General features: G+C 68.2%; 13 protein-coding genes. 9 read left to right on the forward strand and 4 right to left on the reverse strand.

The window, feature by feature from the left end; genetic code table 11:
- Positions 1–334: 334 nt before the first annotated feature.
- From CA951_RS34850 to CA951_RS34890, 9 genes are all read left to right on the forward strand, one after another.
- Positions 335–1345 carry an alpha/beta hydrolase family protein gene (locus CA951_RS34850; protein WP_087561209.1) on the forward strand — a complete coding sequence of 337 codons (1011 nt, stop codon included), beginning with the start codon at positions 335–337 and terminating at the stop codon, positions 1343–1345.
- Positions 1346–1636: 291 nt separating this feature from the next.
- The gene (locus CA951_RS34855; protein WP_087561210.1) at positions 1637–2632 is read left to right on the forward strand and encodes an alpha/beta hydrolase family protein; all 996 of its coding nucleotides are present in this window, start codon (positions 1637–1639) and stop codon (positions 2630–2632) included.
- 131 nt (positions 2633–2763) lie between these two features.
- Entirely contained in the window at positions 2764–4650 is a 1887-nt protein-coding gene (locus tag CA951_RS34860) for an alpha/beta hydrolase-fold protein (RefSeq protein WP_087561248.1), read from the forward strand.
- A gap of 126 nt (positions 4651–4776) precedes the next feature.
- On the forward strand, positions 4777–5355 hold the full coding sequence (locus tag CA951_RS34865) for a DUF732 domain-containing protein (RefSeq protein WP_087561211.1): 579 nt from the start codon (positions 4777–4779) through the stop codon (positions 5353–5355).
- 6 nt (positions 5356–5361) lie between these two features.
- On the forward strand, positions 5362–6342 hold the full coding sequence (locus CA951_RS34870; protein ID WP_087561212.1) for a cutinase family protein: 981 nt from the start codon (positions 5362–5364) through the stop codon (positions 6340–6342).
- Positions 6343–6534: 192 nt separating this feature from the next.
- A complete protein-coding gene (locus CA951_RS34875) occupies positions 6535–7524 on the forward strand; it encodes an LLM class F420-dependent oxidoreductase (protein WP_087561213.1) in 990 nt (329 codons plus the stop codon).
- 186 nt (positions 7525–7710) lie between these two features.
- A complete protein-coding gene (gene fadD32, locus CA951_RS34880; protein WP_087561214.1) occupies positions 7711–9606 on the forward strand; it encodes a long-chain-fatty-acid--AMP ligase FadD32 in 1896 nt (631 codons plus the stop codon).
- A gap of 70 nt (positions 9607–9676) precedes the next feature.
- A complete protein-coding gene (pks13, locus tag CA951_RS34885) occupies positions 9677–14686 on the forward strand; it encodes a polyketide synthase Pks13 (RefSeq protein ID WP_087561215.1) in 5010 nt (1669 codons plus the stop codon).
- Positions 14683–16227, forward strand: a complete 1545-nt coding sequence (locus tag CA951_RS34890) for an acyl-CoA carboxylase subunit beta (protein ID WP_087561216.1) — start codon at positions 14683–14685, stop codon at positions 16225–16227. Before pks13 ends, CA951_RS34890 begins: the two co-directional genes overlap by 4 nt.
- A gap of 58 nt (positions 16228–16285) precedes the next feature.
- Here CA951_RS34890 and CA951_RS34895 read toward each other — a convergent pair whose 3' ends face one another.
- The 4 genes from CA951_RS34895 to CA951_RS34910 all read right to left on the reverse strand — a co-directional run bounded on the left by CA951_RS34895 (position 16286) and on the right by CA951_RS34910 (position 25842).
- Complete coding sequence (locus CA951_RS34895) at positions 16286–17260, reverse strand: hypothetical protein (RefSeq protein WP_087561217.1); 975 nt, start codon at positions 17258–17260, stop codon at positions 16286–16288.
- A gap of 106 nt (positions 17261–17366) precedes the next feature.
- Positions 17367–20690, reverse strand: coding sequence for an arabinosyltransferase domain-containing protein (locus tag CA951_RS34900; RefSeq protein WP_087561218.1), 3324 nt, complete (start codon positions 20688–20690; stop codon positions 17367–17369).
- A gap of 66 nt (positions 20691–20756) precedes the next feature.
- Positions 20757–23990: an arabinosyltransferase domain-containing protein gene (locus CA951_RS34905; protein ID WP_087561219.1), complete on the reverse strand. Its 3234-nt coding sequence runs from the start codon at positions 23988–23990 to the stop codon at positions 20757–20759.
- Between the two features lie 55 nt (positions 23991–24045).
- Complete coding sequence (locus tag CA951_RS34910; protein ID WP_087561220.1) at positions 24046–25842, reverse strand: glycosyl transferase; 1797 nt, start codon at positions 25840–25842, stop codon at positions 24046–24048.
- Between the last annotated feature and the right edge of the window lie 48 nt (positions 25843–25890).

Genomic DNA, 25890 nt, shown 5'->3' on the forward strand with positions numbered 1-25890 from the left:
GTACCGGGCGGGGCCTGTGTCACCGGGGCGTCCCGGGCAGATCTCGATGTCGGAACATCAGATCTCGTTTGTGTAACGCTGGAACTGTCGGCGACGATGTACGTCGATGATGAGTCATCGTGACGGTGGTCTGGAAGTTCCCCGAAAAGCGCTCCGCGAGCGTTTGTCAGGGAAGTTCGTGTGACATACAGTCCACCAAGCGCAGTGTGACTTGGAAGAGGTCCGCTGCCGACCCGGCCTCGCGCCGGGGCCGGCAGGTCGCCTGTTCCCCGACGGAATCCGCCGGAGCCGCCCAGTTGGCGGAGTCCGCAGACGAAGAGAGTGAGCAGTATTCATGCGTTTTGCCAGACCGAGGTTGTCTCAGCGCCTCAAGCAGCGTGCGATGGCCATCGGTGCCGTCGCACTGGTACTGCCTGTAGGCGCAGGAATCGCTGGTGGAGCCGTTGCTGCAGCAGCACCGACGCACGCGGGGCCCGCCAAGACCGCGCCGGCCGGTGGCTACGAGGAACTGTGGGTTCCCTCTTCCATGGGACCGATCAAGGTCCAGGTCCAGTGGGCGGCCCGCGGCGGTAGCTCCGCGCTGTACCTGCTCGACGGACTGCGGGCCCGCAACGACCGCAACGCATGGAGTTTCGAGACCAACGCGTTCGACCAGTACCGCAACGACAACGTGACGCTCGTCATGCCCGTCGGCGGCGAGTCCAGCTTCTACTCGGACTGGTACTCGGCGAGCAACTTCAACGGTCAGCCCGTCACCTACAAGTGGGAGACGTTCCTGACCCAGGAACTGCCCGACTTCCTGGCCAATTACGGTGTCTCGCGCACCAACAACGCCGTCCTCGGCCTGTCGATGGGTGGCAGCGCCGCTCTGACGCTCGCCGCGTACCACCGCGACCAGTTCAAGTTCGCCGGTTCGCTGTCCGGCTACCTGAACATCTCGGCTCCCGGCATGCGTGAGGCGATCCGCGTCGCGATGCTCGACGCCGGCCGCTTCAACGTCGACTCGATGTGGGGCCCGCCGTGGAACCCGGCGTGGCTGCGCAACGACCCGTTCGTGTTCGCCCCGCGCCTGAACGGCCTGTCGATGTTCATCTCGGCTGCCAGCGGTCTGCCCGGTGAATTCGACCACCCGCGTGCGCCGATCGACTACTACAACACCGCGAACGGCATGGGCCTCGAGGCCCTCGCCCTGGCCAACACCCGCGCCTTCCAGGTGCGTCTGGCCACCCTCGGTGTGCCGGCCACCTTCGACTTCCCCGCCAACGGCACGCACTCGTGGCCGTACTGGGGTTCGGAGCTGTGGAAGGCTCGCGGCCAGATCCTGGACACGCTCGGCGCCTGGTGATCTAGACGCCACCACGTTCGTGGCGAATGCCGCCCCGCCTCACCGGCGGGGCGGCGCTCGTGCGTTCTGAAAGTGCTGCGTCCGGGATCGGAGGGTGAGAGGAAAACCTCGAAATCCGTTCCCCCCGGGAGTGCACAACGGGTCCCTTTGTCAGTAAGGTGATCCCGTCGAGACGCCACCCGCGCAGCGAGCGCTGCGCGGGTGGCGTCTGTACGTGAGATTTCACGAGAGTTGTCAAGAGGTTGCCGCGGCCGCGGCGCGAGACGCATCAAGCGGAGGGAAGACGAGTTCATGCGAGTTGGGGGTTCGACGAGAACAAGCGGATGGGCCAGGCGTACCGCCGCCGCAATTGCTCTGGCGGTCGCACTGCCACTGGGCGTGACCATGGTGGGCGGCGGCGCAACCGCATCCGCAGCCTTCGACCCCGCAGCGCAGGACTTCTGGGTCGACTCCTCCATGGGTCCGATCAAGAGCCGCATCTGGCGGGCCGCTGACGGCAACACCAACCGTGTCGTCTACCTGCTCGACGGTCTGCGCGCGCAGGACGACCTGAGCGGCTGGGAAGTCAACACCGACGCGGGCCCGTTCCTCGCCTCGCAGAACATCAACGTCGTCCAGCCGGTCGGCGGGCAGTCCAGCTTCTACTCCGACTGGTTGTCGAACTCGAACCTCAACGGGCAGAAGACCCCGTACAAGTGGGAGACGTTCCTCACCGAGGAACTGCGCGACGCACTGGCGAACCGCCTCGGCTTCCAGCCCACCCGCAACGGCGTCATCGGCCTGTCGATGGGTGGCAGCGCCGCCCTGACGCTCGCCGCCTACCACCCGGAGCAGTTCAACTACGCCGGCTCGCTGTCCGGTTACCTGAACATCTCCGCTCCCGGCATGCGTGAGGCGATCCGCATCGCGATGCTCGACGCCGGCCGCTACAACGTCGACGCCATGTGGGGCCCGCCGTGGAACCCGGCGTGGCTGCGCAACGACCCGTTCGTCTTCGCGAACAAGCTTCGCGACAACAACACCCGCCTGTGGGTGTCGGCCGCCAACGGCATCCCCGCCCCCGGCGGAGCCGCACCGACCGGACCCATGGACGTGTTCAACGCGACCACCGGTGCGAGCCTCGAGGCGCTGTCGCTGGCGAACACCCGTGCCTTCCAGGTCAAGATGGCGACCCTCGGCGCGAAGAACGTCACCTACAGCTTCCCGCCCCGCGGCATCCACACGTGGCGCTACTGGCAGCAGCAGATCCACGATCTGGCAGGCGACCTCGGCAACACGATCGGGTAGCTCGGAAGTAACAATTGCACCAGCTGTAACAGCGCGGCACTCCCACTCGTCTGTTGTTTGCGTGTAGAAAGAACCGGAACGCGAGGCCGTGCTCCGTGTTGGCCTCGACGCGCAGAGAGAGAGTGAACGTCATGCGAGTAGGCCTGTTCAGGGCAGAACGTCAGCGTTCGTCGACCGGAAACGTTCGAAGGCGCGCGCTCGCCTCGCTTGCCGCTGTGCTCGTGGTGCCGGTGGCGGTCGGGTTCACCCAGACCGCCACCGTCTCGGCTGCGCCCGTCGCCGCGCAGGCTCCGGTGGCTACCCAGGCCCCGGGCGGCGCGACGATCCATCACGTCGACTGGCTCACCGACCGTCGCGTGGCGATCTGGATCAACTCTCCGTCGATGGGTGTACCGATCCAGGTGCAGATGCTGCTGGCGCGGGACTGGAACTCGAAGCCGACGGAGAAGTTCCCGTCCGTCTACATGCTCGACGGCCTCCGCGCGCAGGACAACGAAAACGGCTGGACGCTCGAGACCGACGCCGAATCGTTCTTCGCGGACAAGAACATCAACGTCGTCCTCCCGGTCGGCGGCCAGTCCAGCTTCTACTCCGACTGGGTGGCCCAGGACAACGGCCAGAACTACCAGTGGGAGACGTTCCTCACTAAGGAACTGCCCCCGATCCTCGAAAGCGATTGGCGCACCACGCAGACACGTGGCGTCGTCGGACTGTCGATGGGCGGCACGTCCGCGATGTTCCTCGCGGCCCGCAACCAGGGATTCTTCAAGTTCGCCGCGTCGCTGTCGGGCATGCTCACCACCACGGCGCTCGGCATGCCGCAGGCCGTCGCCTACGCGATGAGCGACGCAGGCGGATTCGACGCGGACGCGATGTGGGGTCCCCCGACCAGTTCCGCGTGGGAGGAACACGATCCGTACCTGCTGGCCGACAAGCTCAAGGGCGTCAGCCTGTACATCTCCAGCGGCAGCGGCACCACGGGCCCGTACGACCAGCCGTCCGGAATCCCGGGCGTCAGCACCAACTACGCGGGCATGGGACTCGAGATCCTCTCGCGACTGACGTCCCAGACGTTCGCGACCAAGCTCAACAAGCTGGGCATCCCCGCCCAGGTCAACTACCGGCCGTCCGGCACGCACTCGTGGCCGTACTGGCAGTTCGAACTGCACCAGCTGTGGCCGCAGCTCGCGAGCGCCGTCAATGTCGAACCCGAGAAGCCGGTGTGCACCACCGGTGGCTCCATCGCCGGTGTCGCAGGCGCGAACCCGTGGATCGGCGACTGCCTGACCCCTGAATACAGCCTCGCGGGCGGAACGGTCCAGGACTTCCGCAACGGCCGGATCTTCGCCAAGTCCGACACCGGCGCACAGCCGGTGGCCGGTGCCATCGGCGGCGTCTACCAGGCGACCGGCGGTCCCGGCGGGCCGCTCGGCTACCCGACGACGCCCGAACTGGCCACCCCCGACGGACGCGGTCGCTTCAACCACTTCGAGCACGGGTCCGTCTACTGGTCGCCGCAGACCGGGGCGCACGCCGTCCGCGGCGCGATCCGTGACGAGTGGGCCCGGCAGGGCTGGGAGTCCGGACCCCTCGGATACCCGGTGGCCGAGGAAGTTCCCACGCCCGGCAAGGACGGCGCGGTGCAGGGCTTCGAGATCGGCGCCATGTACTTCAGTCCTGCCAACGGCACCCACCGCGTGCAGGGAATGATCATGGGCAAATACGCCGAACTCGGTTACGAGGGCGGCTGGCTCGGATTCCCGAAGACCAGCGAGATCCCCGTCAAGGACGGCGGCCGGTTCAACCAGTTCGAGGGCGGCAACATCTACTGGAGTCCGCTGTCGGGCGCCTGGGCCGTCGAGAACGGGCCGATCTTCGACGCCTGGAAGAGCGCAGGCTACGAGGGTGGCCGCCTCGGCTTCCCGATCAGCGACAAATTCGCCATTCCCGGTGGCGTTCAGCAGAACTTCCAGACCGGATTCGTCACAGTGATCGACAACAAGGCCGAGATTCACTGATGGCCGGACCGTACTAGAAATCTCACACGCAGCGGGCGGGGCCGGGTCCGGCGGACCAGGTTTCCGCCCGAACTGCGTCTGTACCCTGTCGAGAGACAACGACTTGGAAAGCAAGGACGGAAATAGATGCCGCAGCACTCACGTATCAGCACCACCTTCCGACGGTCGATCGCGGTAGGCGCGCTCGCCGTCGCAGCGAGCGGATTGTTGGTCGGGTGCGGTAGCGACGACTCCACGGCGACGTCCAACCCGTCCACCAGCGCGCCCACGACGTCCGCGGCCGCGTCCAGTTCCGCCGAGAGTTCGGCGTCCGCCGCGCCCAGCGCGAGCGCGTCCGCGTCGGCCTCCGCGCCGGTGACGAGCCCCGGCGAAGCGGCCACCGCACCGCCCGCGCAGCCCGAGGAAGTTCCGGGCGACTTCCCCGGCCCCAGCGAGGTCCCGGTCAGCGCCGACGGCCAGAAGTTCCTCGACGCGCTGAAGGCCAAGGGCATCGAGCCCGCCGCCGACGGCACCATGGCCGTCAGCACCGCCGACTTCATCTGCCAGGCCAAGGCCGAAGGCAAGAGCGACCCCGAGACGATGGTGTTCGTCACAGCGATGGTCGGCACCGAGGCGTCCGCTGCGGGGAAGGAACTGACCCAGGAGCAGGCGACGGCCAACGCCACGACCTACATGAACGTCGCCCACGCGACCTACTGCAAGTAGACGCCGATGTCGGTGACCGGGCGCGGAACGCGGAAGAAGAAGAGCAGCCTCCTGCGCAAACTGCTGGTGCTGATCGTGATCCTGCTGGTGATTCTCGTCGCAGTGATCGCGCTCTGGTATCTGCTCGCAGGGCGGCTGCCCAAACCGATCCCGACCCCGCCCGGTCCCGAGCGTCCCAATGCCCAGCCGGCGAGTTGTCCCGACGTCCAGGTGGTCGTCGTCCCCGGCACGTGGGAGTCCAGCGCAACCGACGACCCGTACAACCCGACGGCCAACCCGGCGTCGCTGATGCTCAACGTGTCGCGGCCGTTGCAGGAGCAGTTCGAGTCCTCGCGCGCCGACGTGTACACGGTTCCGTACGTCGCGCAGTTCTCCAACCCGGTCGCGTTCCCGCCGGACGGGCAGCAGTCGTACAACAACAGCCGCGGCGCCGGCACCGCCGCCACCAACGACATCCTGATCCGCCGGCACGCCGAGTGCCCGCTGACCAGCTTCCTGCTCACCGGCTTCTCCCAGGGCGCCGTCATCGCCGGCGACGTCGCGTCGAGCATCGGCGCAGGTAACGGCCCTGTTCCGGCGGACCTGGTGCTGGGTGTCGGGCTCATCGCCGATGGTCGCCGCGACCCGGCCGCCGCGACGAACGTCGGGCAGCCGGTCGCCGGTGTCGGAGCCGAACTGTCCCTGGCCGGTCTGCAGATCCCGGGAATCACGATGACCGGTCAGCGGCCCGGCGGTTTCGGGGAACTCGCCGACCGGGCGGTCGAGATCTGCGCCCCCACGGACGGGATCTGCGACGCGCCGGCGCAGGCGCTGAAGCCGAGCAACTGGATCGGCAGCGGATTGCGTCTTCTCGAGTACAACAACAACCCGGTCCACGCGATGTACAACTCGTACGTCGTCGACGACTCCGGCACGACGGCCACGCAGTGGATCGCCGGATGGGCAGCCCAGAAGATAGAGGCCGCCCCGACCCCGGCCCACAGTTGATTTTGTGGCGGGTGGGTTCACCGTGGTCGGTGAGCCGTGAATCGTCCCGAACAGATAGGCACGACGCGTACTCGCCGGTAGTGTGCGTTTCCCGGCACCGGTAGAGTGCTGCACTGTTGCTGCACCACCCGTGCCCGACCCACCGATGTTCACGTCCTGAACGGGGGCGTTTCACCACAGGAGAAGCTATTCATGAGTTCCGACGCCAGCTCGTTGCGTAAGTTCCGATTCGCCGCAGGCGGAGAGGGCAACGCGGACGAGGGCGGCGCGCGTCGGTTCGTCAAGCTTGCGCAGAAGGCCGAGGAACTCGGGTTCGACAGCTTCATGATCCCCGACCACCTCGGTAACCAGGTCGGACCGATCGCCGCGCTGGGTGCGCTCGCGATCGCGACGGACAAGATTCGGCTCGGCACCGCCGTCCTCGCCAACGGCTTCCGGCATCCGGCGATCCTCGCCAAGGACGCCGCCACCATCGACGTGCTGTCGGGTGGCCGCCTCGAACTCGGCATCGGCGCAGGCTGGATGAAGGAAGAGTTCGACAAGGGCGGCATCGACTACGAGCGTCCGGGCGTCCGGATCGCCAAGCTCGAGGAGACCCTGCAGATTCTCGATGTGCTGCTGCGCGGTCAGGAGTGCAACTTCGACGGCAAGTACTACCAGATCAAGGGGTTGACGGGCAGCCCGCGGCCGCGGCAGGGTCCGCGTCCCCCGATCGCCGTCGGCGGCGGTGGCCCCAAGATGCTGGCGCTCGCCGCCAAGTACGCCGACATCATCTCCGTGGCGACGCCGACCAGCAAGGAAGGCAAGCTCCTCCTGTCGGGTGTCACGCTCGAGAAGACGATGGAGCGCGTCGACCGGATCCGGGAGGCTGCCGGTGACCGGTTCGACGACATCGAACTGAACTGGACGATCACCACCATCGTCATCACCGACGACCGTGAGCAGACCGCCGAGATGGCGCTCGCCGCAATCGACCAGGGCTTCCCGCCCAACATCGAGGCCGACGTGAAGCTGTCCGTCGAAGACATCCTGAGCTCGCCGTATCTCGCGATCGGAAGCTTCGAGGAGATCGCCGATCAGATCCGTATGGTGCGAGAAAAGACGACAATGTCCTACGTCGGTGTGTTCCCCACACAGATGGATGCGTTCGCGCCGATCATCTCCCAACTGAAGGGCGAGTAGACGCAGCGTACCGAGGGCGGCGATGCCAATCTGTAACATATCGATGGTTTGGAATCGATGAACTTATTCGGGTGAGTGGCGTGTTACGTCCTTTCCCATGAGTTTTACAAGATCCGATTCGGCGAAGGAAGTCTGGGGCGCAGTCATGCTGGGGCATGCCTGTGTGATCGCTTCGGAGGAGATGGAATGAACGCGAAGTTCGATGATTTTATCGACGAGAAGGGCCACATCAGGCTCGACTCGGGAAGCACGCTGGTCGACTACGTCCAGCGGCACACCCGGGAGAACTCGGACGAGCTGGCATACCGCTACATCGACTACTCGCGGGACAGAGACGGCGAAGCGCAGGAGCTGACCTGGGAACAGTTCGGCTACCGGCTGCGTGCCGTCGCGGCTCGCCTCCAGCAGGTCACCAAACCCGGCGACCGTGTCGCGGTCCTGGCGCCGCAGGGTCTCGACTACGTCATCTCCTTCTTCGCCGCCATCCACGCCGGAGCGATTTCGGTGCCGCTGTTCGACCCCGACGAACCCGGCCACACCGACCGTCTGCACGCCGTCCTCGGTGACTGCAAGCCTGCCGCCATCCTCACGGCCACCTCCTCCGCCGCGGGTGTTCGACAGTTCTTCCGGTCCCTCCCGGCCGCCGAGCGCCCCCGGATCATCGCCGTCGACGCCATCCCCGACAGCGTCGGCGAGTCCTGGGTGCGCCCCGAGATCGATCTCGACGACATCGCGTACCTGCAGTACACGTCCGGCTCGACCCGGGTGCCCGCCGGTGTGGAGATCACGCACCGCGCCGTCGGCACGAATGCACTGCAAATGGTCGACTCCATCGAGCTCAACGAGAACTCGCGCGGCGTCACCTGGCTGCCGCTGTTCCACGACATGGGGCTGCTGACCGTCATCCTGCCCGCCCTCGGCGGCAAGTACATCACCATCATGAGTCCGCGCGCGTTCGTGCAGCGGCCGTACCGGTGGATCAAGGAACTGGCCGCGGTGTCGGACGGTGCGGGCACGTTCGCGGCCGCACCCAACTTCGCGTTCGAGCACGCGGCCGCCCGCGGCCTGCCGAAGAGCGGCGAGAGCCTCGACCTGAGCAACGTGATCGGCCTCATCAACGGCAGCGAGCCGGTCACCACGTCGTCCATGCGCAAGTTCAACGAGGCGTTCGCGCCGTACGGCCTGCCGAAGACGGCGATCAAGCCCTCGTACGGCATGGCCGAGGCCACGCTGTTCGTGTCCTCCACCCGGCACTCGGACGAGGCCCGCGTCATCTACGTCGATCGCGACGAGCTCAACGCCGGTCGCGTCGTGAAGGTGGACCAGGACGCCGAGAACGCCATCCCGCAGGTGTCCTGCGGCTACGTCGCGCGCAGCCAGTGGGCGGCCATCGTCGACCCCGAGTCGCGCATCGAGCAGCCCGACGACCGGGTCGGTGAGATCTGGCTGCACGGCGAGAACATCGGCATCGGCTACTGGGGACGCACCGACGAGACCGCGGAGACGTTCCACAACAAACTCACCAACCGGCTCGCCGAGGGCAGCCACGCGGAGGGTACGTCCGAGGACGCCAACTGGATGCGCACCGGCGACTACGGCGTCTACATCGACGGCGAGCTGTTCATCACGGGTCGCGTCAAGGACCTCGTGATCGTCGACGGTCGCAACCACTACCCGCAGGACCTCGAGTTCTCGGCGCAGGAGGCCAGCACCGCGCTGCGCCCCGGCTTCGTGGCCGCGTTCGCCGTCCCGGCCAACCAGCTGCCCGCCGTCGTGTTCGAGAACACGCACTCGGGCCTGAACTACGACGCGGACGATTCCTCCGAGCAGCTGGTGATCGTCGCCGAACGCGCACCGGGTGCCGGCAAGGCCGACCCGCAGCCCGTCGCCGACACGGTGCGTGCCGCGCTGTCGACCAGGCACGGGGTCACGGCACGCGACATCCTGCTGGTGCCCGCAGGCTCGATTCCTCGTACGTCGAGCGGCAAGATCGCCCGCCGCGCGTGCAAGGCGAGCTACATCGAGGGGACCCTGCGCGGCGGATACACGCAGACGGCGTTCCCCGACAGCGTTTCCGAATAGTCCACTTCCTGACGGGTAGCTTGGTGAGTTGATGGCTGAAAAAGATGATGACCGGACCAGCACGGGTGACATGACGGTCGCGCAGCTGCGCGACTGGCTGCGCAACTGGATTGCCGACGCAACCGGGCAACCGGTCGGTCAGATCACCGACGACCGCCCGATGGAGGAGTTCGGTCTGTCGTCACGCGACGCCGTCGCACTCAGCGGCGAGATCGAGGAACTGGTCGGAGTCACGCTCACCGCGACGGTCGCCTACCAGCACCCCACCATCGCATCGCTGGCCACTCGCATCATCGAGGGCGAACCCGAGCAGCCCGACGACTCTGCTGACGCCGCGTACTACACGTCGGCGGCGACGTCGGACGCGCACGACATCGCGATCGTGGGCCTGGCCTCACGCTTCCCGGGCGCGGGCAAGACTCCCGCCGAGATGTGGCAGATGCTCGCGGAAGGCCGCGACGGCATCTCCGACCTGCCCGCGGGCCGCTGGGAGGAGTTCACCTCCGACCCGCAGATCAAGGCCGCCGTGGAGAAGGCCAACACGCAGGGCGGCTACCTCGACGACGTGAAGACGTTCGACGCGGAGTTCTTCGCGATGTCCCCGCTGGAGGTCGCGAACGTCGACCCGCAGCAGCGTCTCGCGATGGAACTGACGTGGGAGGCCCTCGAGCACGCCCGCATCCCGGCCAGCGACCTCAAGGGTGAGCAGGTCGGTGTGTTCATCGGCAGCTCGGCCAACGACTACCAATTGCTCGCGGTCAGCGACCCCGTCCACGCGCACCCGTACGCGCTGACCGGCACGTCGACGTCCATCGTCGCCAACCGGGTCTCGTACTTCTACGACTTCCGCGGACCGTCCATCGCCCTCGACACGGCCTGCTCGTCGTCGCTCGTCGCGGTGCACCAGGCGGTGCGCTCGCTGCGGTCCGGTGAATCGGATCTCGCGCTCGCCGGCGGCGTCAACATGCTCGTCGCGCCGCCCGCCACGCTGGGCTTCGACCAGCTGGGTGTGATGGCCCCCAACGGCCGCATCAAGGCGTTTTCCTCCGACGCCGACGGCATGATCCGCGCCGAGGGCGGCGGGCTCGTCGTCCTCAAGCGGCTCGAGGACGCCGAGCGCGACGGCGACGAGATCTTCGCCGTCATCGCCGGCAGCGCCGTCAACCAGGACGGCCGCTCCAACGGTCTCGCGGCCCCGAACCCCGACGCGCAGGCCGACGTCCTGCGGCACGCCTACCGGGACGCGGGCATCAACCCGGCAGGCGTCGACTACATCGAGGCGCACGGTACCGGCACCATCCTCGGCGATCCCATCGAGGCGGACGCGCTCGGACGCGTCGTCGGTCGTGGACGTGCCGACGACAAGCCCGCGCTGCTCGGTTCGGCCAAGACCAACTTCGGTCACCTCGAGGCCGCCGCGGGCGCCGCGGGTCTGATCAAGGTCGTGCTGTCGATGCGGGAGGACACGCTTCCCCCGACGTTGAACTTCGCCGGACCCAACCCGTACATCGCGTTCGACAAGGCGCACCTGCAGGTCATTCCCGAGGGTGCGGCGTGGCCGCGCTACACGGGGACGGCCGTCGCCGGTGTGTCCGGATTCGGGTTCGGTGGCACCAACGCGCACGTCGTCGTGCGCGAATACACCGGGCCTGCCGTCGACGACACCGCCGAGCCCGCCGACACGGTCGCCCCCGCCGCGGTGGCGGTCGCCGAGACCGAGCCGACGGTCGTCCTTGCGGTCTCCGGTGCGCTGCCGTCGCGTCGCCGCCGGGCCGCCGCCGATCTGGCCGACTGGCTGGAAACGGAAGAGGGCAGCACCACCCCGCTCGCCGATGTCGCCCGCGCTCTCGCGCGCCGCAACCACGGCCGCTCGCGGGCCGTCGTCCTGGCGAAGACCCGCTCGGAGGCCGTCACCGGTCTGCGGGCCGTCGCCGCAGGCAAGCCCGGGCAGGGTGTGTTCACCGCGGATTCGCCGTCGTCGAAGGGCGCCGTCTGGGTTCTGTCGGGCTTCGGCTCGCAACACCGCAAGATGGCCAAGCAGCTGTACCTGGAGAACCCGGTGTTCGCCGCGGCCATCGACGAGGTCGACGCGCTGATCGAGGACGAGGCCGGCTACTCCATGAAGGAGAAGTTCCTCGACGACGCGATCGACTACGACGTCGAGACGTCGCAGGTCGGCATCTTCACCATCCAGATCGGTCTGGCGGCGCTGCTGCGTCACCACGGCGCCGAGCCCGAGGCCGTCGTCGGCCACTCCATGGGCGAGGCTGCCGCCGCGTACATCTCGGGTGGTCTGCCGCTCGAGGACGCGGTGCGGGTGATCTGCGCGCGGTCCCGCCTCATGGGTGAGGCCGAAGCCACGCTCGAGGGCGACGACATCCGTCTGATGGCGCTCGTCGAGTACAGCGCATCCGAGATCGAGACCGTTCTCACCGATTTCCCGCACCTCGAGGTCTGCGTGTACGCGGCCCCGACGCACACCGTCATCGGCGGCCCCGAGCCCGAGGTCAACGCCATCGTCGCGCGGGCCGAGGGCGAGGAGAAGCTGGCCCGCGTCCTCAAGACGAAGGGCGCCAGCCACACCTCGCAGGTCGACCCGCTGCTGGGCGAACTGGCCGCGGAACTGGCGGGCATCGAACCGACCAAGCTGAAGCTGGGCGTGTACTCCTCCGTCGACCAGGACACCTACTACCGCGCAGGCCACGAGCCGATCCACCGCGAGGAGTACTGGACCAAGGGTCTGCGCCACAGCGTGTACTTCACCAACGCCGTCCGCCTCGCCGTCGGCAGCGGGCACACCACGTTCGTGGAGCTGGCACCCAACCCGGTGGCCCTGATGTCCGTGGCCGCCACCGCGTTCGACGCCGGCCTGCACGACATGCAGCTCATCCAGACGCTCAAGCGCAAGGAGGACGAGCCGCTCGGTGTTCTCGCCGCGCTCGCGCAGCTGTACGTCCACGGGCACGCCGTCGACCTGTCCTCGCTGCTCCCCGAGGGCGACTTCGCGGCCGTTCCGCGCACCGCGTGGATCCGCAAGCCGTACTGGGTGGAGACCCGGATCGACTCGAGTGGCAACACCCGGGTTCCGGGTGCGCACGTGTCGCTGCCCGACGGCCGCCACGTGTGGGAGGTCCAGGCCGGCGCGGTCACCGACCTGCCCGCACTGGTCACCGCCGCCGCGTCGCAGGTGCTGTCGGACGTGACGCTCGCCGCGTCCGTCCTGCACGCCCACGCGCCCGCCGAGGGAACGCTCACCACCACGCTCAACCCGCATCCGGGTGGCGCGTCGCTGCAGGTGCACGCGAAGAGCGGCGCGAACTTCACGCTGCTGTTCGACGCCGCCGTCACGTCCGGGGACGCACTGCCCGAGCCCGTAGTCGCAGCGCCGGTGCAAGTGGCGTCGCCGGTGGAGGAGCTGCCCGAGGTCGTCGAGGACATCGGCGAGAAGTGGGACCCGAACGGTTCGCAGACCCTCGAAGACCGTCTCGCGCTGATCGTCGCCGAGTCCATGGGTTACGCCCCCGAGGACCTGCCCGCCGAGATCCCGCTCATCGAGCTGGGCCTCGATTCGCTGATGGCCGTCCGCATCAAGAACCGCGTCGAGTACGAGTTCGACATCCCGCAGTTGCAGCTGCAGGCGGTCCGCGACGCGAACCTGATGGAGGTCGGCAAATACCTGCGCTACGCGGTCGAGAACCGCGAAGAGGTGCAGGCGCTGGCGGACAAGCAGAAGGCCGAGAAGGAAGCGGAGGAGGCCGCGGAGGCCGCTGATGCTTCGGAGGCCGACCGTGACGCCGCGGCAGCTTCGGAGGCTTCGCTCGATGCCGAGAACACGTCCGTGGAGGCGGAGGCCGAGGCGATCATCGAGGCCACCCCGGTCCCGCAGCCGGAGGCTGCTCCCGATGTCCCGCAGGCTGCGCCCGATGTCCCGCAGGCTGCGCCCGAGGAAGCCGCTGTGGACAGCAAGGAAGCGTTCGCCGAGGCGACCGGCACGGACGTGCCGCCGCGTGACGCCGCCGAGCGTCTGACGTTCGCCACGTGGGCCGTCGTCACCGGCGAGTCCGCCAAGGGCATCTTCAACACGCTGCCGATCCTGAACGACGACACGGCGGAGAAGCTGGCCGCCCGGTTGTCGGAACGCGCGAACGGTGAGATCACGTTCGACGACGTCCTGGATTCCACCACCATCGAGGAACTGGCCAATGTGGTGCGCGGTTTCCTCGAGGATTCCGGCAAGATCGACGGGCTGGTCCGCGCGCTTCGGGCTCGCCCGGAGGGATCCGACGCCGTCCCCGTGTTCGTGTTCCACCCGGCCGGTGGGTCGACGGTCGCGTACGAGCCGCTGCTGAAGCGTCTGCCCGAGGGCACGCCGATGTACGGGTTCGAGCGCACCGAGGGTCCGATCGACGTGCGGGCGGCGGAGTACCTGCCGTTGATTCGCGAGATCCAGGGTGACGGACCGTACGTGCTGTACGGCTGGTCGCTGGGCGGTGTGCTGGCGTACGCGGTGGCGAAGCTGCTGCGCGAGTCGGGCGCGGACGTCCGGATCGTCGGCCTGATCGACACGGTCATGGCCGGGGAGAAGGTCGAGGACACCCCCGACGAGATCCGTAAGCGCTGGCAGCGGTACGCGGCGTTCGCGAAGAAGACGTACAACGTGGACTACCCGCTGCCGTACGACAAGCTCGCGGCGGCGGAAAGCGACGAAGAGCAGATCAAGATCCTCACGGAACTGCTCAAGCTGAGTGGCACCAAGATTCCGGGCGGAATCATCGAGCACCAGCGCACGTCGTGGCTCGACAACCGGGCCATCCAGACTGCCGAACTCGAGCAGTACGACGGCGACGTCGTCCTGTACATGGCCGACCGCTACCACGACGACGTGATGAACCTGGAGCCCGCGTTCAAGACCCGGAAGCCGGACGGCGGCTGGGGCGACGCGGTGACGAACCTGGAGATCATCCACGTGGGCGGCGATCACATCCAGATCGTCGACGAGCCGTACATCGCGAAGGTCGGTGCCGACCTCACCAAGAAGCTGGCGGCGATCCAGGCCGCCGGAACCGGAGCGCATCAGTGACCACCACGACCGCAGAGAAGCTTGCCGAACTGCGCGAAAAGCTGGAAACGGCGAAGGAACCCGCGGGCGAGCAGGCTATTGCCAAACGCGCGAAGAAGGGCATTCCGAGCGCGCGCGAACGCATCGACATGCTGCTCGACCCGGGAAGTTTCATCGAGGTCGGCGGTCTGATGCGCCAGCCCGGTGACCCGAACGCGCTGTACAGCGACGGCGTCGTCACCGGCCACGGGACCGTCGAGGGACGCCCGGTCGCGGTGTTCTCGCACGATCAGACCGTGTTCGGTGGTTCGGTCGGCGAGATGTTCGGCCGCAAGGTCGCCGCGATCATGGAGTTCGCCGCGAAGATCGGCTGCCCCTGTGTCGGCATCAACGACTCCGGCGGAGCCCGGGTGCAGGATGCGGTGACGTCGCTCGCCTGGTACGCGGAACTGGGCCGTAGGCAGGAGCCGCTGTCGGGCATGTGCCCGCAGATCTCGATGATTCTCGGCAAGTGCGCGGGCGGTGCGGTGTACGCGCCGATCAACACCGACGTGCTGGTGGCCACCGAGGAGTCGTACATGTTCGTCACCGGGCCCGAGGTGGTCCGGAAGATCACCGGCGAGGACGTCAGCCTCGACGAACTCGGTGGTGCCCGGAACCAGGCCCAGTACGGCAACCTGCATCACGTGGCGCCCGACGAGAAGGCCGCGTTCGAGTGGGTGCGCAAGTACCTGAGCTTCCTGCCGTCGAGTTGCATGGAGAAGCCGCCGGTCGTCAATCCTGGTCTCGAGCCGGAGATCACGGACTCCGACCGTGATCTGGACACGTTCATCCCGGACGCCGACAACGCCGGTTACGACATGCACGACATCCTGCTGCGGATCTTCGACGACGGCGAGTTCCACGAGATCGGCGGGCAGGTGGCGCTGAACATCATCACCGGCTTCGCCCGCGTCGACGGCAGCACGGTCGGGGTGATCGCGAACCAGCCGCTGGTGGCGGCGGGTGCGCTGGACGCCCAGGCGTCGGACAAGGCCGCGCATTTCATCCGCATCTGTGACGCCTTCGACATCCCGCTGGTGTTCGCGGTCGACACCCCGGGGTTCCTTCCCGGGCTCGAGCAGGAGCGGATCGGTGTCATCAAGCGCGGTGGCCGGTTCATCTTCGCGTTCGTGACGGCGACGGTGCCGAAGGTGACCGTCGTGATCCGCAAGGCCTACGGCGGCGCCTACGCCGTCATGGGCTCGAAGCAGTTGGGCGCCGACATCAACTTCGCGTGGCCGACCGCCCGCATCGCGGTGATGGGCGCCGAGGGTGCCGTCGACCTGATCGGTCGTAGGCAGATCGAGGCAGCGGGCGAGAACGCGCCCGCCGTCCGCAGGCAGCTGATCAACTTCTACAACGAGAACATCGCGACGCCGTACATCGCCGCGGAGCGCGGATACATCGACGCCGTCATCGAGCCCGCCACCACCCGGCTCGAGATCCGCAAGGCGCTGACGATGCTGCGCGACAAGACGGTGCAGCGCAACCCGCGCAAGCACGACCTGATGCCGCTGTAGTTCGATGCCGCTGTAGTTCGATGCCGCTGTAGTTCGTTTCCGCACCTGCGGTCGGCGGTCATGCCGACCGCAGGTGCGTTTCGGTGTGCACGAACACCGGCGGCCGGGGACGCGACGCGGCCAGCGTGTACGCGGCGCGCAGGTCGGCGAGAACGGTCGACGGGTCGGTCCGGATCTGCTCCTGCAGGTGCGTCACGACGACGATTCCCTCACGTTGCATCCGGGCCCGCCGCGTCCTCGTCGCCTCGTGTAGTTCGGGCGAGAAGTGGTACTTCGGCGAGTCGATCTCCCAGGCGACGGCGACGTCGTCGAGCCAGCCGTCGGGTCGGGCGACCCACAGCCCGGCCGCGGACAGCACGTCGACGTCGTGCCGCATCGGCGGAAGCCCGCTCGTCGCATACAGATTCTGCGCGTGGACCCGGGCGACGGAATGCGCGTCTTCGGTCAGTTCACGCAGGACGGCCCGGGGCAGGTGGTTTCCGCGGTCGCTGCCGTGTGCGAGTTCACGGACCAGTTCGTCTACCGTCACGTCGCCGCGCCGGATGCCTTCCGCCAGGAGCGCGTGACAGGGCTCGGCCGTGAGCGTGCGACGTCCGGCGTCCAGAAGGCAGCGCGGCGGCGGAGCGAGGCGCAGAAGCCCCCGGTGGACGGGTGCGGGCAGGTGCCGCGTCCGCTCGACCTTCACATACGACCAGTCCCGGCGATGCCGGGTGGACGGGATGAGCAGCAGCACGTCGTTCCGGGACGACGACGCCGGGTACCCGAACGCGGCCAGCGCGGCGAGACCCGACAGGAGCGCGTCCGGGCCGCCGTATTCGAGCGCCGCCAGGTTGCGCTGCAGCGTCGTCGGTGGCCCGTCGTGCATAAGGACGACGCCGGGGAGGATCCGCTGCCAGGGACCACCGGCGCGGCAGCGTGCGGCGATCGTGCCCCTCGCGACGCCCAGCCGCTCGAGGGCAGCGACGCGGACTACTCCGTCGCGGCCGACAGCGGCTGTCCCAGGGAGGTCTTCGGCCCAGCTTCCACTTCGCATGGGTTCGAGCCTGCCCTGGGCGCAGCGGCCCGCTGCCGAAAAGCCCAGGTCGGAAATTGGCCTGTGGATGGACGGAAAGTTGTGGACAACTCCGCCCCCGGGCCCGCTACGGGGTGGGGTACACCCGCAGGGTGCCCGGCTTCCACAGACCGGACCGGGTGGCGGTCTCGGTGTCGACGGTGGCCGCAGTGGCGTCCGGGTAGTACCGGTCGAAGCGCTCGAGGGAGCCCCAGTCGCGTCCCCAGTCGTCCCGCATGTACGTGGGGATGGCGGTGGCGCTGGCGAGCAGTTCGGTGAAGCCGAGGGGGCCACCGTTCTCCGCGGACTGCCAGGTGTCGGTGGAGCTGACGGCCAGCGGACGGTCGGGGAGGATGCGGTAGTTCGGCATCTCCGCGACCCCGTACTGGTGGTCGAACGGACGCTGGCACGGGAACTGCAGTCCGACGGCCCAGTCCAGCAGCACGGGCTGCGAACTGCCGATCGTCGAGTTCAGGGTCTCGAGCTTCGGGACCCGCGGCGGGGTGAACGCCAGCCACTGGTCGCCGGTGAGGTTGGGGTCGTTGGCGACGATCCGCACGGAGTCGGCGTCGGGGGACAGTTCGCTGATCGGCACGCGCAGGTTGCGCCACGACGGCGCGGGCCCGATGTCCTTGGGCAGGTAGGTGCCCTGGGCCTGGACGGTGCCGTCGGGCTGACGCTTGCCGTATTCGAGCAGCAGCGACTGCCCGTACGTGAGGGCGCCGGTCGGGTCGACCGACCAGATGCGGCCCGCGGCGGACATGACGATCAGCGGGGTGTCGTCGCTGCGCTCGGGGAGGGCGTACCAGCTGGACGACAGCGTCGCCGGTTCTTGCACGCCTTCCTGGTAGCTGCCCATGACGGGGGTCGTGGCCGGGTTGAGCCCGAACGGCAGCTTGGCGGTGCTGCCGTTGACGCCGACATTTCCGGTGCCGCCGCTGGTTCCGGCGCTCGATCCGGTCTCGAAGCTGGGCCCGACGCTCTGGTTGTCGGTGTTACCCATGCCCTGCTTGACCTCGACGTAGTCGGCGGTCAGGTCGGACGGAACCCCGTTGGGGGAGAAGCCGACGGGGTTCGCTCCGCCGAGCGGGTCGGCGGGGTTCGCCAGCGGCGCTGCGGGATCGTTGATGGGCGTGAGGTTTCCGCTGTTGGTGTCGCCCTCGACGAGGACGTCCTCGGCGAGCCCGCACGTCTGCCCGGTGAGGGAGTCGAAGTTGGAGCGGGCCAGCGAGTACGCCGGGTACTGGGAGACGGCGCCCTTGAGTAGGGAGAGGACTTCGAACAGCACCATGATGCCTGCGATGACGGTGAGCGGGGCGGCCGCGAATTTCCTGATCCGCCTGCCCTTCTCGGTGTTCGCGCGGACGGGTGGCGCGGCGAATCCCTCACGCAGGTACTGCCATGCGGCAAGGGCGACGGCCAGCCCGAACAGGACGAGGAAGAACGTGTTGGACTGGCGGCCGCCGATGGAGACGGTCTTGTCGAACCACGGCACGCCGTAGCTCGAGACGTACCAGTAACCGTTGATGCCTGCGAACGTCAACGCCAGCATGAGCAACAGTCCGGCCAGGAAGATCGTCCGGTTGCGGCGCGAGCGCAGCGCGGACGCCGACACCGCGACGGCGGTGAGTGCGGCCAGTGAACCGGCGATGCCCGCGTACGCCCCGAAGTGGTGGGTCCACTTGGTGGGGTTGAACATCATGAAGAAGATCGTGCCGAACACGACGCCGAGCAGGCGCCACGACGGTCCGGTGGCGGCACCGGGAATCCGCCTGCGGCGCAACAGGATGAACAGTGTCGTCAGCAGGCACAGGATCATCGTCAGGAACGCGAAGCGGCGGGCGACGGAACCGTCGACGGTTGGGACGAACAGGTAGTAGTAGCGCAGGAAGTCCTTGTACCACTCGAGGTTCGGGCCGATCAGGGTGCGAACCCGGGTGGCCTCCATCACCGCGGCGACGGTCTGGTCGGCGAACACGACCACGAGGACGATCGTTCCCGCCGCCGCGATCGGCGCGAGCAGCGGCAGCGTCCCCACCTGGCGGTGACGTTTGACGATGATCCGGATGAGCGGGCGGGCGCCGGCGAGCAGGGCGGCCACACACATCAGGCCCGTGGGAGCGGCCGCGAGAGTGAATGCGCCGATCAGGACGGCGACGGCCGCGGGGAGGAGACGTCCGGTCGCGATGGAACGCTCGATGGAGCACCACGTGAGCAGGGCGCCGAGCGCCACGATGGGCTCGGGCCGCAGACCGTTGTTGTAGGGCAGCCAGAACGCGAGGAACACGAGTCCGCCGGTCCACAGCGCCACCTTGTTGCGCCGGACCGACCGGCCGAGGCGCGGAGCGACCTCCCGGCTGATCACCATCCAGCACAGGATCCCGGCGATGAGGGCGGGCAGTCGCATGAACGGGCTGGCCGTCGAGATCTTGGCCATCGCGGCGAGGACGTCGTAATACCAGCCGAACGGCGCCTCGGGGACACCGAACCAGCGGAAGTAGTTGGCCATGTAGCCGGCGTGGTCGGAGACCCGGGCCATGGTGAGCAGATAGCCGTCGTCGGACGTGTTCGCGCCGATGAAGTGCCACAGCACCAGCGTGCCCACGACGATCGTGTCGAGTCCGGTGAACTTCCACCAGTGCGAAGGCAGGAAGTTGCGGTGCCCGCGCCCGTCCGTGCCGTCGAGGCGGCCGAGGGCGACCAGGGCGATCGCCGTGGCGAGGAGGGCCACGATCATCGCGACCAGCTTGATCAGCGTGGGGCTCGACGAGAACCGGGAGTCCACGTTCATCGTGAACGACAGACCGGCAGGAGCCGCCCCGTCGCGGAGGTCGCTGAACACGCCCACCACCTGCGGGCGGAGGTCGCCGGTGAGGGAACCGGCGATCGGGTCGCCGGTCGGGGTGGTCAGGCCCACGAATTCGGCGGATGTCGCGTCGATGTTCGATGTGATGCGGATCTCGCTGCAGGCGCCCGACTGCACCTGCGCGCGCGGCGCCGTCGCGATGGTGACGTTGCGGTCGAGCACGTCCACGGACTTGTCCGACACCCGCACGAACATCGCGTTCAGCGCGGCACCCTCGCCCTGCGCGGGCGCCGTGGCCAGCAGGATCCCGCCCTGCGCGGGCAGCCCGGCTACCGCCGAACACGGGATCGTCGCCGCCAGGTCGATCGGGACCTGCGACACCAGCGGTGCCTCGAGGTCGCCGACGACGCCGTTCTCCGGCCAGTTCACCGCTGCGGTCGTCTGCTGCACCGGCATGAACGGCGTGGCCACTGCCAGCACGAATCCGATGAGGCCGGTGACGATGGCGATCAGACGAGCGGTCCGGTACTCGCTCCGCCGGTCCTGGCGAGCAGGCGGCGAAGAGACTTCGGGATCGGAGACGGAAGTTGTCAGAGCATCGGGCACGGTTGTCGATGGTATGTCAGGAACCTGAGGAGGCATATTGCCGCCTACCAGAGGGTAGGGGCGTCTCTAGTAGTAGCGCACCGGTCCGGCCGACCACGTACCCGACCTGGTCACCTGTTCGGATTCGACCTGGGCGGGTGTCGCCGACTCGTCCAGCGGTGTGTACCGCTCGAGTGAACCCCAGTCGCGGTCCCAGTCGTTCGACAGGTACGTGGCCAAAGTGCTCGCCGACAGCAGCTGGTCGGTCCAGCCCAGCGGGCCGCCACCGAACTTGTCCTGCCAGGCATTCGTGGACTCGGCCCCGATGCGGTCGGGAAGGACACGCCACTGCGGGACCTCGGCGACCCCGTACCGGTGGTCGAACGGGCGCTGGCAGGGGAATGCGAGCCCGACGGCCCAGTCGAGGAGCACCGGGTCGCTGGACCCGACGACGGTCTGCAGCGTCTGCATCTTCGGCACCCGCGGCGGGGTGACCGCCAGCCACTGGCCGGGATCGGTGTCCGGGTCGTCCGCGACCAGTCGGACGGTGTTCGCCTCGGCGGGGAGCTGATCGAGCGGCACCCGCAGGTTGCGCCACGACGGCGACGGTCCGATGTCGATCGGGTCGACGGTGCCGAGCGCGGTGACGGACCCGTCGGGTCCGGTCACCCCGTACTCGACCTTCAGACTCTGACCGGGGGTGACGACGCCGTCCGCGTCGACCGACCGGATGCGTCCGGCCGCCGAGATCGTGAGGATCGGTGCGTCGTCGCTGCGGTCGGGCAGCCCGTACCAACCGGTGGTGAGAGAAGCGGGTTTCTGCTCCCCACCCCGCTGGTAGCTGCCGAGAACGGGGGTTCGGGCGGGGTCCAGGCCGAACGGCAGCGTCACGGTGCTGCCGTTGACTCCGGCGGTGGCCTCGGTGCCGCCGCCGGTTCCGGAACTGGTGCCGGTGGTCGTCTCGTCGGTCTCGGTGTCGACGGTGTTGGCGCCGCCGGTGGCAATCTTCTCGGAGTCGGCGGTGAGGTCGTCGGCGATGCCGTTGGGGGTGAAGCCCTCCGCGGACGTCGCGCCGAACGCGCCCGCACCGTTCGGATCGGTGACCGGTGTGAGCGGCTGCAGCAGTGCGGCGGTCGGGTCGGTTTCGACGAGGACCTCGTCGGCGAGCGCGCACGTGCCGCCGGTGACCGATTCGATGTTGGCCTTCGCGATGGAGTACCCGGGGTACTGCGCGACCGCGCCCTTCAGCAGCGACAGCACCTCGAACAGGACGACGGCACCGGCGGCGACGGTCAGCGGTGACGGCGCGAGCATCCGGGCGCGCTTCCCGTTGGGCTTCTTGCCCGTCTCGTACGGCTCGCGGACGTGGTACCAGGCGGCGAGAAGCAGCGTGAGGACCGTGAGTCCGAGGAACAGCGTGGAGAAGCCCTTGCCCGCGATCATCGGCGGCTTGTCCCACCACGGGACGCCGTAGCTGGAGACGTACCACCAGCCGTTGGAACTGGTGAACGCGACGGCGAGGATGAACAGGACACCCGCGGCGAACAGCGTGCGGTTCCGTTTGGAGCGGATACTCGCTGCCCCCACCCCGACCGCGGCGAGCACCGCGACCGAACCCGCGAGCCCCGCGTACACCCCGAAGTGGTGGGTCCACTTGGTGGGCGTGAACATCATCAGCAGCAGCGACGCGAACACGATGCCGAGGATGCGGCGCGACGGTCCGATCGCGGTCCCGGGCACCTTCCCCTTGCGCAGGATCAGCATCACGCAGACCACGACGCACAACAGCATCACGAACACACCGAAACGTCGGGCCAGCGAGCCGTCCGGGGAGATCCCCATCAGCGAGTCCCAGCGCAGCCGCTCGTCGAACCAGGCCACGTTGGGGCCGAGGGCGGTGCGCACGCGTGTCGACTCGAGCACCGTCGCGAGTGTCTGATCCGCGAAGACGGCAACCAGCACGACCGTTCCCGCGGCGAGGATCGGCAGGATCTGGGACGCGAATCCCACCCGGTGGCCACGCGCGATGATGATCTGCAGGATCGGCCGTGCACCGGCGATCAGGGCGGCGATACAGATCAGCCCGGACGGTCCGGCGGCGAGCGAGAACGCGGCGATCAGCACGGCGACGGCACCGGGAAGCAGTCGTCCGGTGGCGATGGCCCGCTCGATCGAACACCACGTGAGGAGGGCGCCGAGCGCGATGACCGGTTCGGGACGCAAACCGTTGTCGTACGGCAGCCAGAACGCCAGGAAGACCAGGCCACCGGTCCAGAGGGCAGTCCTGTTGCGGCGCACGGCCACACCGAGGCGGGGAATGACCTCCCGGCTGATCACCATCCAGCAGAGCAGCGCCGCGAGCAGCGTCGGCAGTCGCATCCACATGCTCGCCGTGCTCACCTTCGCCAGCGCCGCGAGCAGTTCGTACGACCAGCCGAACGGCGCCTCGGGGACGCCGAACCAGCGGAAGTAGTTGGCCATGTAGCCGGAATGCTCCGACACCCGCGCCATGCCCAGGAGGTAGCCGTCGTCGGACGTGTTCGCGCCGACCACGTGCCACAGCAGCAGCGTCCCGATCACGACGGCGTCGACGCCGGTGAACTTCCACCAGTGCGCAGGCAGGAAACGTCGGGCGCGCCTGCCGTCGATGCCGTCCACGCGGTGCAGCGCGTACAGCGACGTCAGCGTCGCGAGGACGCACACGATCATCGCGAGCAATTTGAGCAGCGTCGGGCTGGACGAGAACCGGGAGTCGGGCTCGACGTGCACGCTCAGGTCGGCGGGCGCCGCGCCCTGCAGATCGGTGAACAGGCCGACCATCTGCGGTCGCTGGTCGCCCTCGACGGACCCGGCGAGCGGTTCGGCGGTGCCCGTGACCTCGGCCGACGTCCGCTGGTAGTCGGACGTGACGGTGAGTCCGGTGCAGCCCTGCAGATCCGCCGCACCCGCCGAGATCAGGGACCTGCCGCGCAGGGTGACGTCGATCGTGCCGCCGGCGCCCGCCTTCACGACGAGGCCGTTCTTCTCGAAGTCGGGCGCCCGGTTCGGGAGGGTCGAGACGACGGTGCCGCCGTCGGGCCCGAGTTGGGTGAACACCGAGCAGGGAACGTTAACCTGCATGGCCAGCGGCGTGTACGAGACGAGTGGCGCCTCGACACTGGCGAGGGTGCCGCCCTGCGGCCAGTCGATCGTCGCGGCGTCCTGCTTCACCGGCAGGAACGGGGTGGCCAGCGCGAGAACGAAACCGATCAGGCCGGTGACGATCGCGACGAGCCGGGAAGTGCGGATGCTCCGAACGTCGGGCAGCGGCGGTTGTGGCACAGCACGATGTTAGTCACCCGTGAGTACTTGTTAACCGCCGGACGTTAATAAGTACTCACGGGTGGCGCAGCCACCGGACGTCCCACACCCACACGCCGTCGACAGATTTCGCGGGCGCCCCGACGAGTTGCCGGACCGTCTCGCGCAGGACGCGATCGTTCTGGGTGTGCGGCAGGACCAGGACGTCGGCGTTCCAGAACTTCAGGTCGGTCAGCGCCTGGGCCCTTTTCGCGTCGTCGATGGCCGGCACCTGGCCGGACGACTGCGCGGAGGCGAGCAGCAAAGCGGTCGGGCGGTCGTCGGGCCCGTACTTGCCCCGCTGCTCGCTGCCGGCCGGGCCGACGAAATATCCACCGGCAATGGGGAATGCGAGATCCTGCTCGGTTTGCCAGCGCAGCATCCGGGCGTTCTCCGGGGAGGGCAGCGGCACCGTGACGACGGAACCGTCGGTGACGTATTCCCGCCACGTGCCGTCGGCGAAGAAGTTCGGTGCGGTGTCACGCTGCACGACGGCGAGGGGTGTCGGCGTCAGCGGAAGCAGCGCCACCGCGAGCCACCCGACCCACAGCAGGGTGGTGGTCCGCTGGCCCTCGCGGGCGGACGCCAGGGCGCGGTCGGTGCCCAGTGCGAGCAGCAGGGCGGCGGCGGGCAGGCAGCCCATCGCGAAGCGCGATTCGAGGACGGATTCGAGGAGCGGCAGGTGTGAGATCAGCTTCCACGGCAAGGGAATTCCGGTGTCCCAGCCGCCGATCGTCAGCGACATCCCGAGCGACAGGACGCCCATCACGGTGACCGTCGCGGCCGCGGCGCGCGCGAGCGGCATCCGCCACAGCCACAGCGCGGACAGGCCGAGGAGAATCAGCAGGGGCCAGCCGAAGTACGCGTTCTCCTCGGTGGCGTTCATGCTGAACTCGGCGGACCCGGGCTCGCCGGCCAGGGAGGACGTCGGGAAACTGGTGAACGATTCGGTGTCGTTGCCCACCGGGCCGTGCTCGATCGCCCGGTAGCTGTCGGGTCCGAAGAACTGCCACCACAGGGGAACGGCGGCGATGGCCAGCGCGACGCCGCCCGCGATCGCAAAACCCTTGATGCTGTGCCTGACTGCCGCGAACGCGGTCCGCGGTCGCGACGCCGCGTAGGCGACCCCGAAGACCGTGAACGCCAGCGCGTAGATCAGCAGGGGTTCCTCGCCGAGGAAGATCTGGTAGGCGATCAGCAGGCCCAGCGCGATGCCGTCGCGCACGGGTCGCGCGCCGCTGCCCAGCCGGATCACGGCGAGCGCGATGAAGGGCAGCAGGAACAGGGCGACGAAGTTGGGATGCCCGTTGGTGTGCGAGATCAGGGCGGGTGCGAAACCGCACAGACCGCCGCCGACCGCCGCCGCGAGTCGCGAGGACACGACGTGCCGTGAGAAGGCCCAGTACCAGGCAATTGCCGTGCCCGACAGGCCAAGTGTGAGTGCCAGAGTGAATGTGACGTTCGGTCCGAACAACAACGTGACGGGCGCCAGCGGAACGCTGATACCGAACATCGCCGTGTTGCCCATGAGATTGACGCCCAGCGGATAGTTCTGCAGGTCGCTGGACAGCGGGTTCTCCAGATGGACCAGCGAACGTGCGGCGACCGCGAAGAACCATTCCCACATGGTCTGGTCCTGGCCGCTGCGGACCAGATAGCCGGTTCCGAGGTGTTTCCACTGGCGGGCCAACACGAATGCGGCCAAGCCGACGTAGAAGACGACCACTGCGACATCGGCCGGGTGCGGCCGGAAACGCGAGCGGACAGGGCGAGCGGTGGTGCTGGTGCTCTCGGCGGGCCGAGTCGTTTCGACCGGGGTGAGTATCTCAGTCACGCAGCAGCGCCTCCGGTTCTCGGGTCGATGTCAATCGGTCGAGGGTAC

The sequence above is a fragment of the Rhodococcus sp. NCIMB 12038 genome (assembly GCF_002165735.1).
Classification (GTDB): Bacteria; Actinomycetota; Actinomycetes; order Mycobacteriales; family Mycobacteriaceae; genus Rhodococcus_F.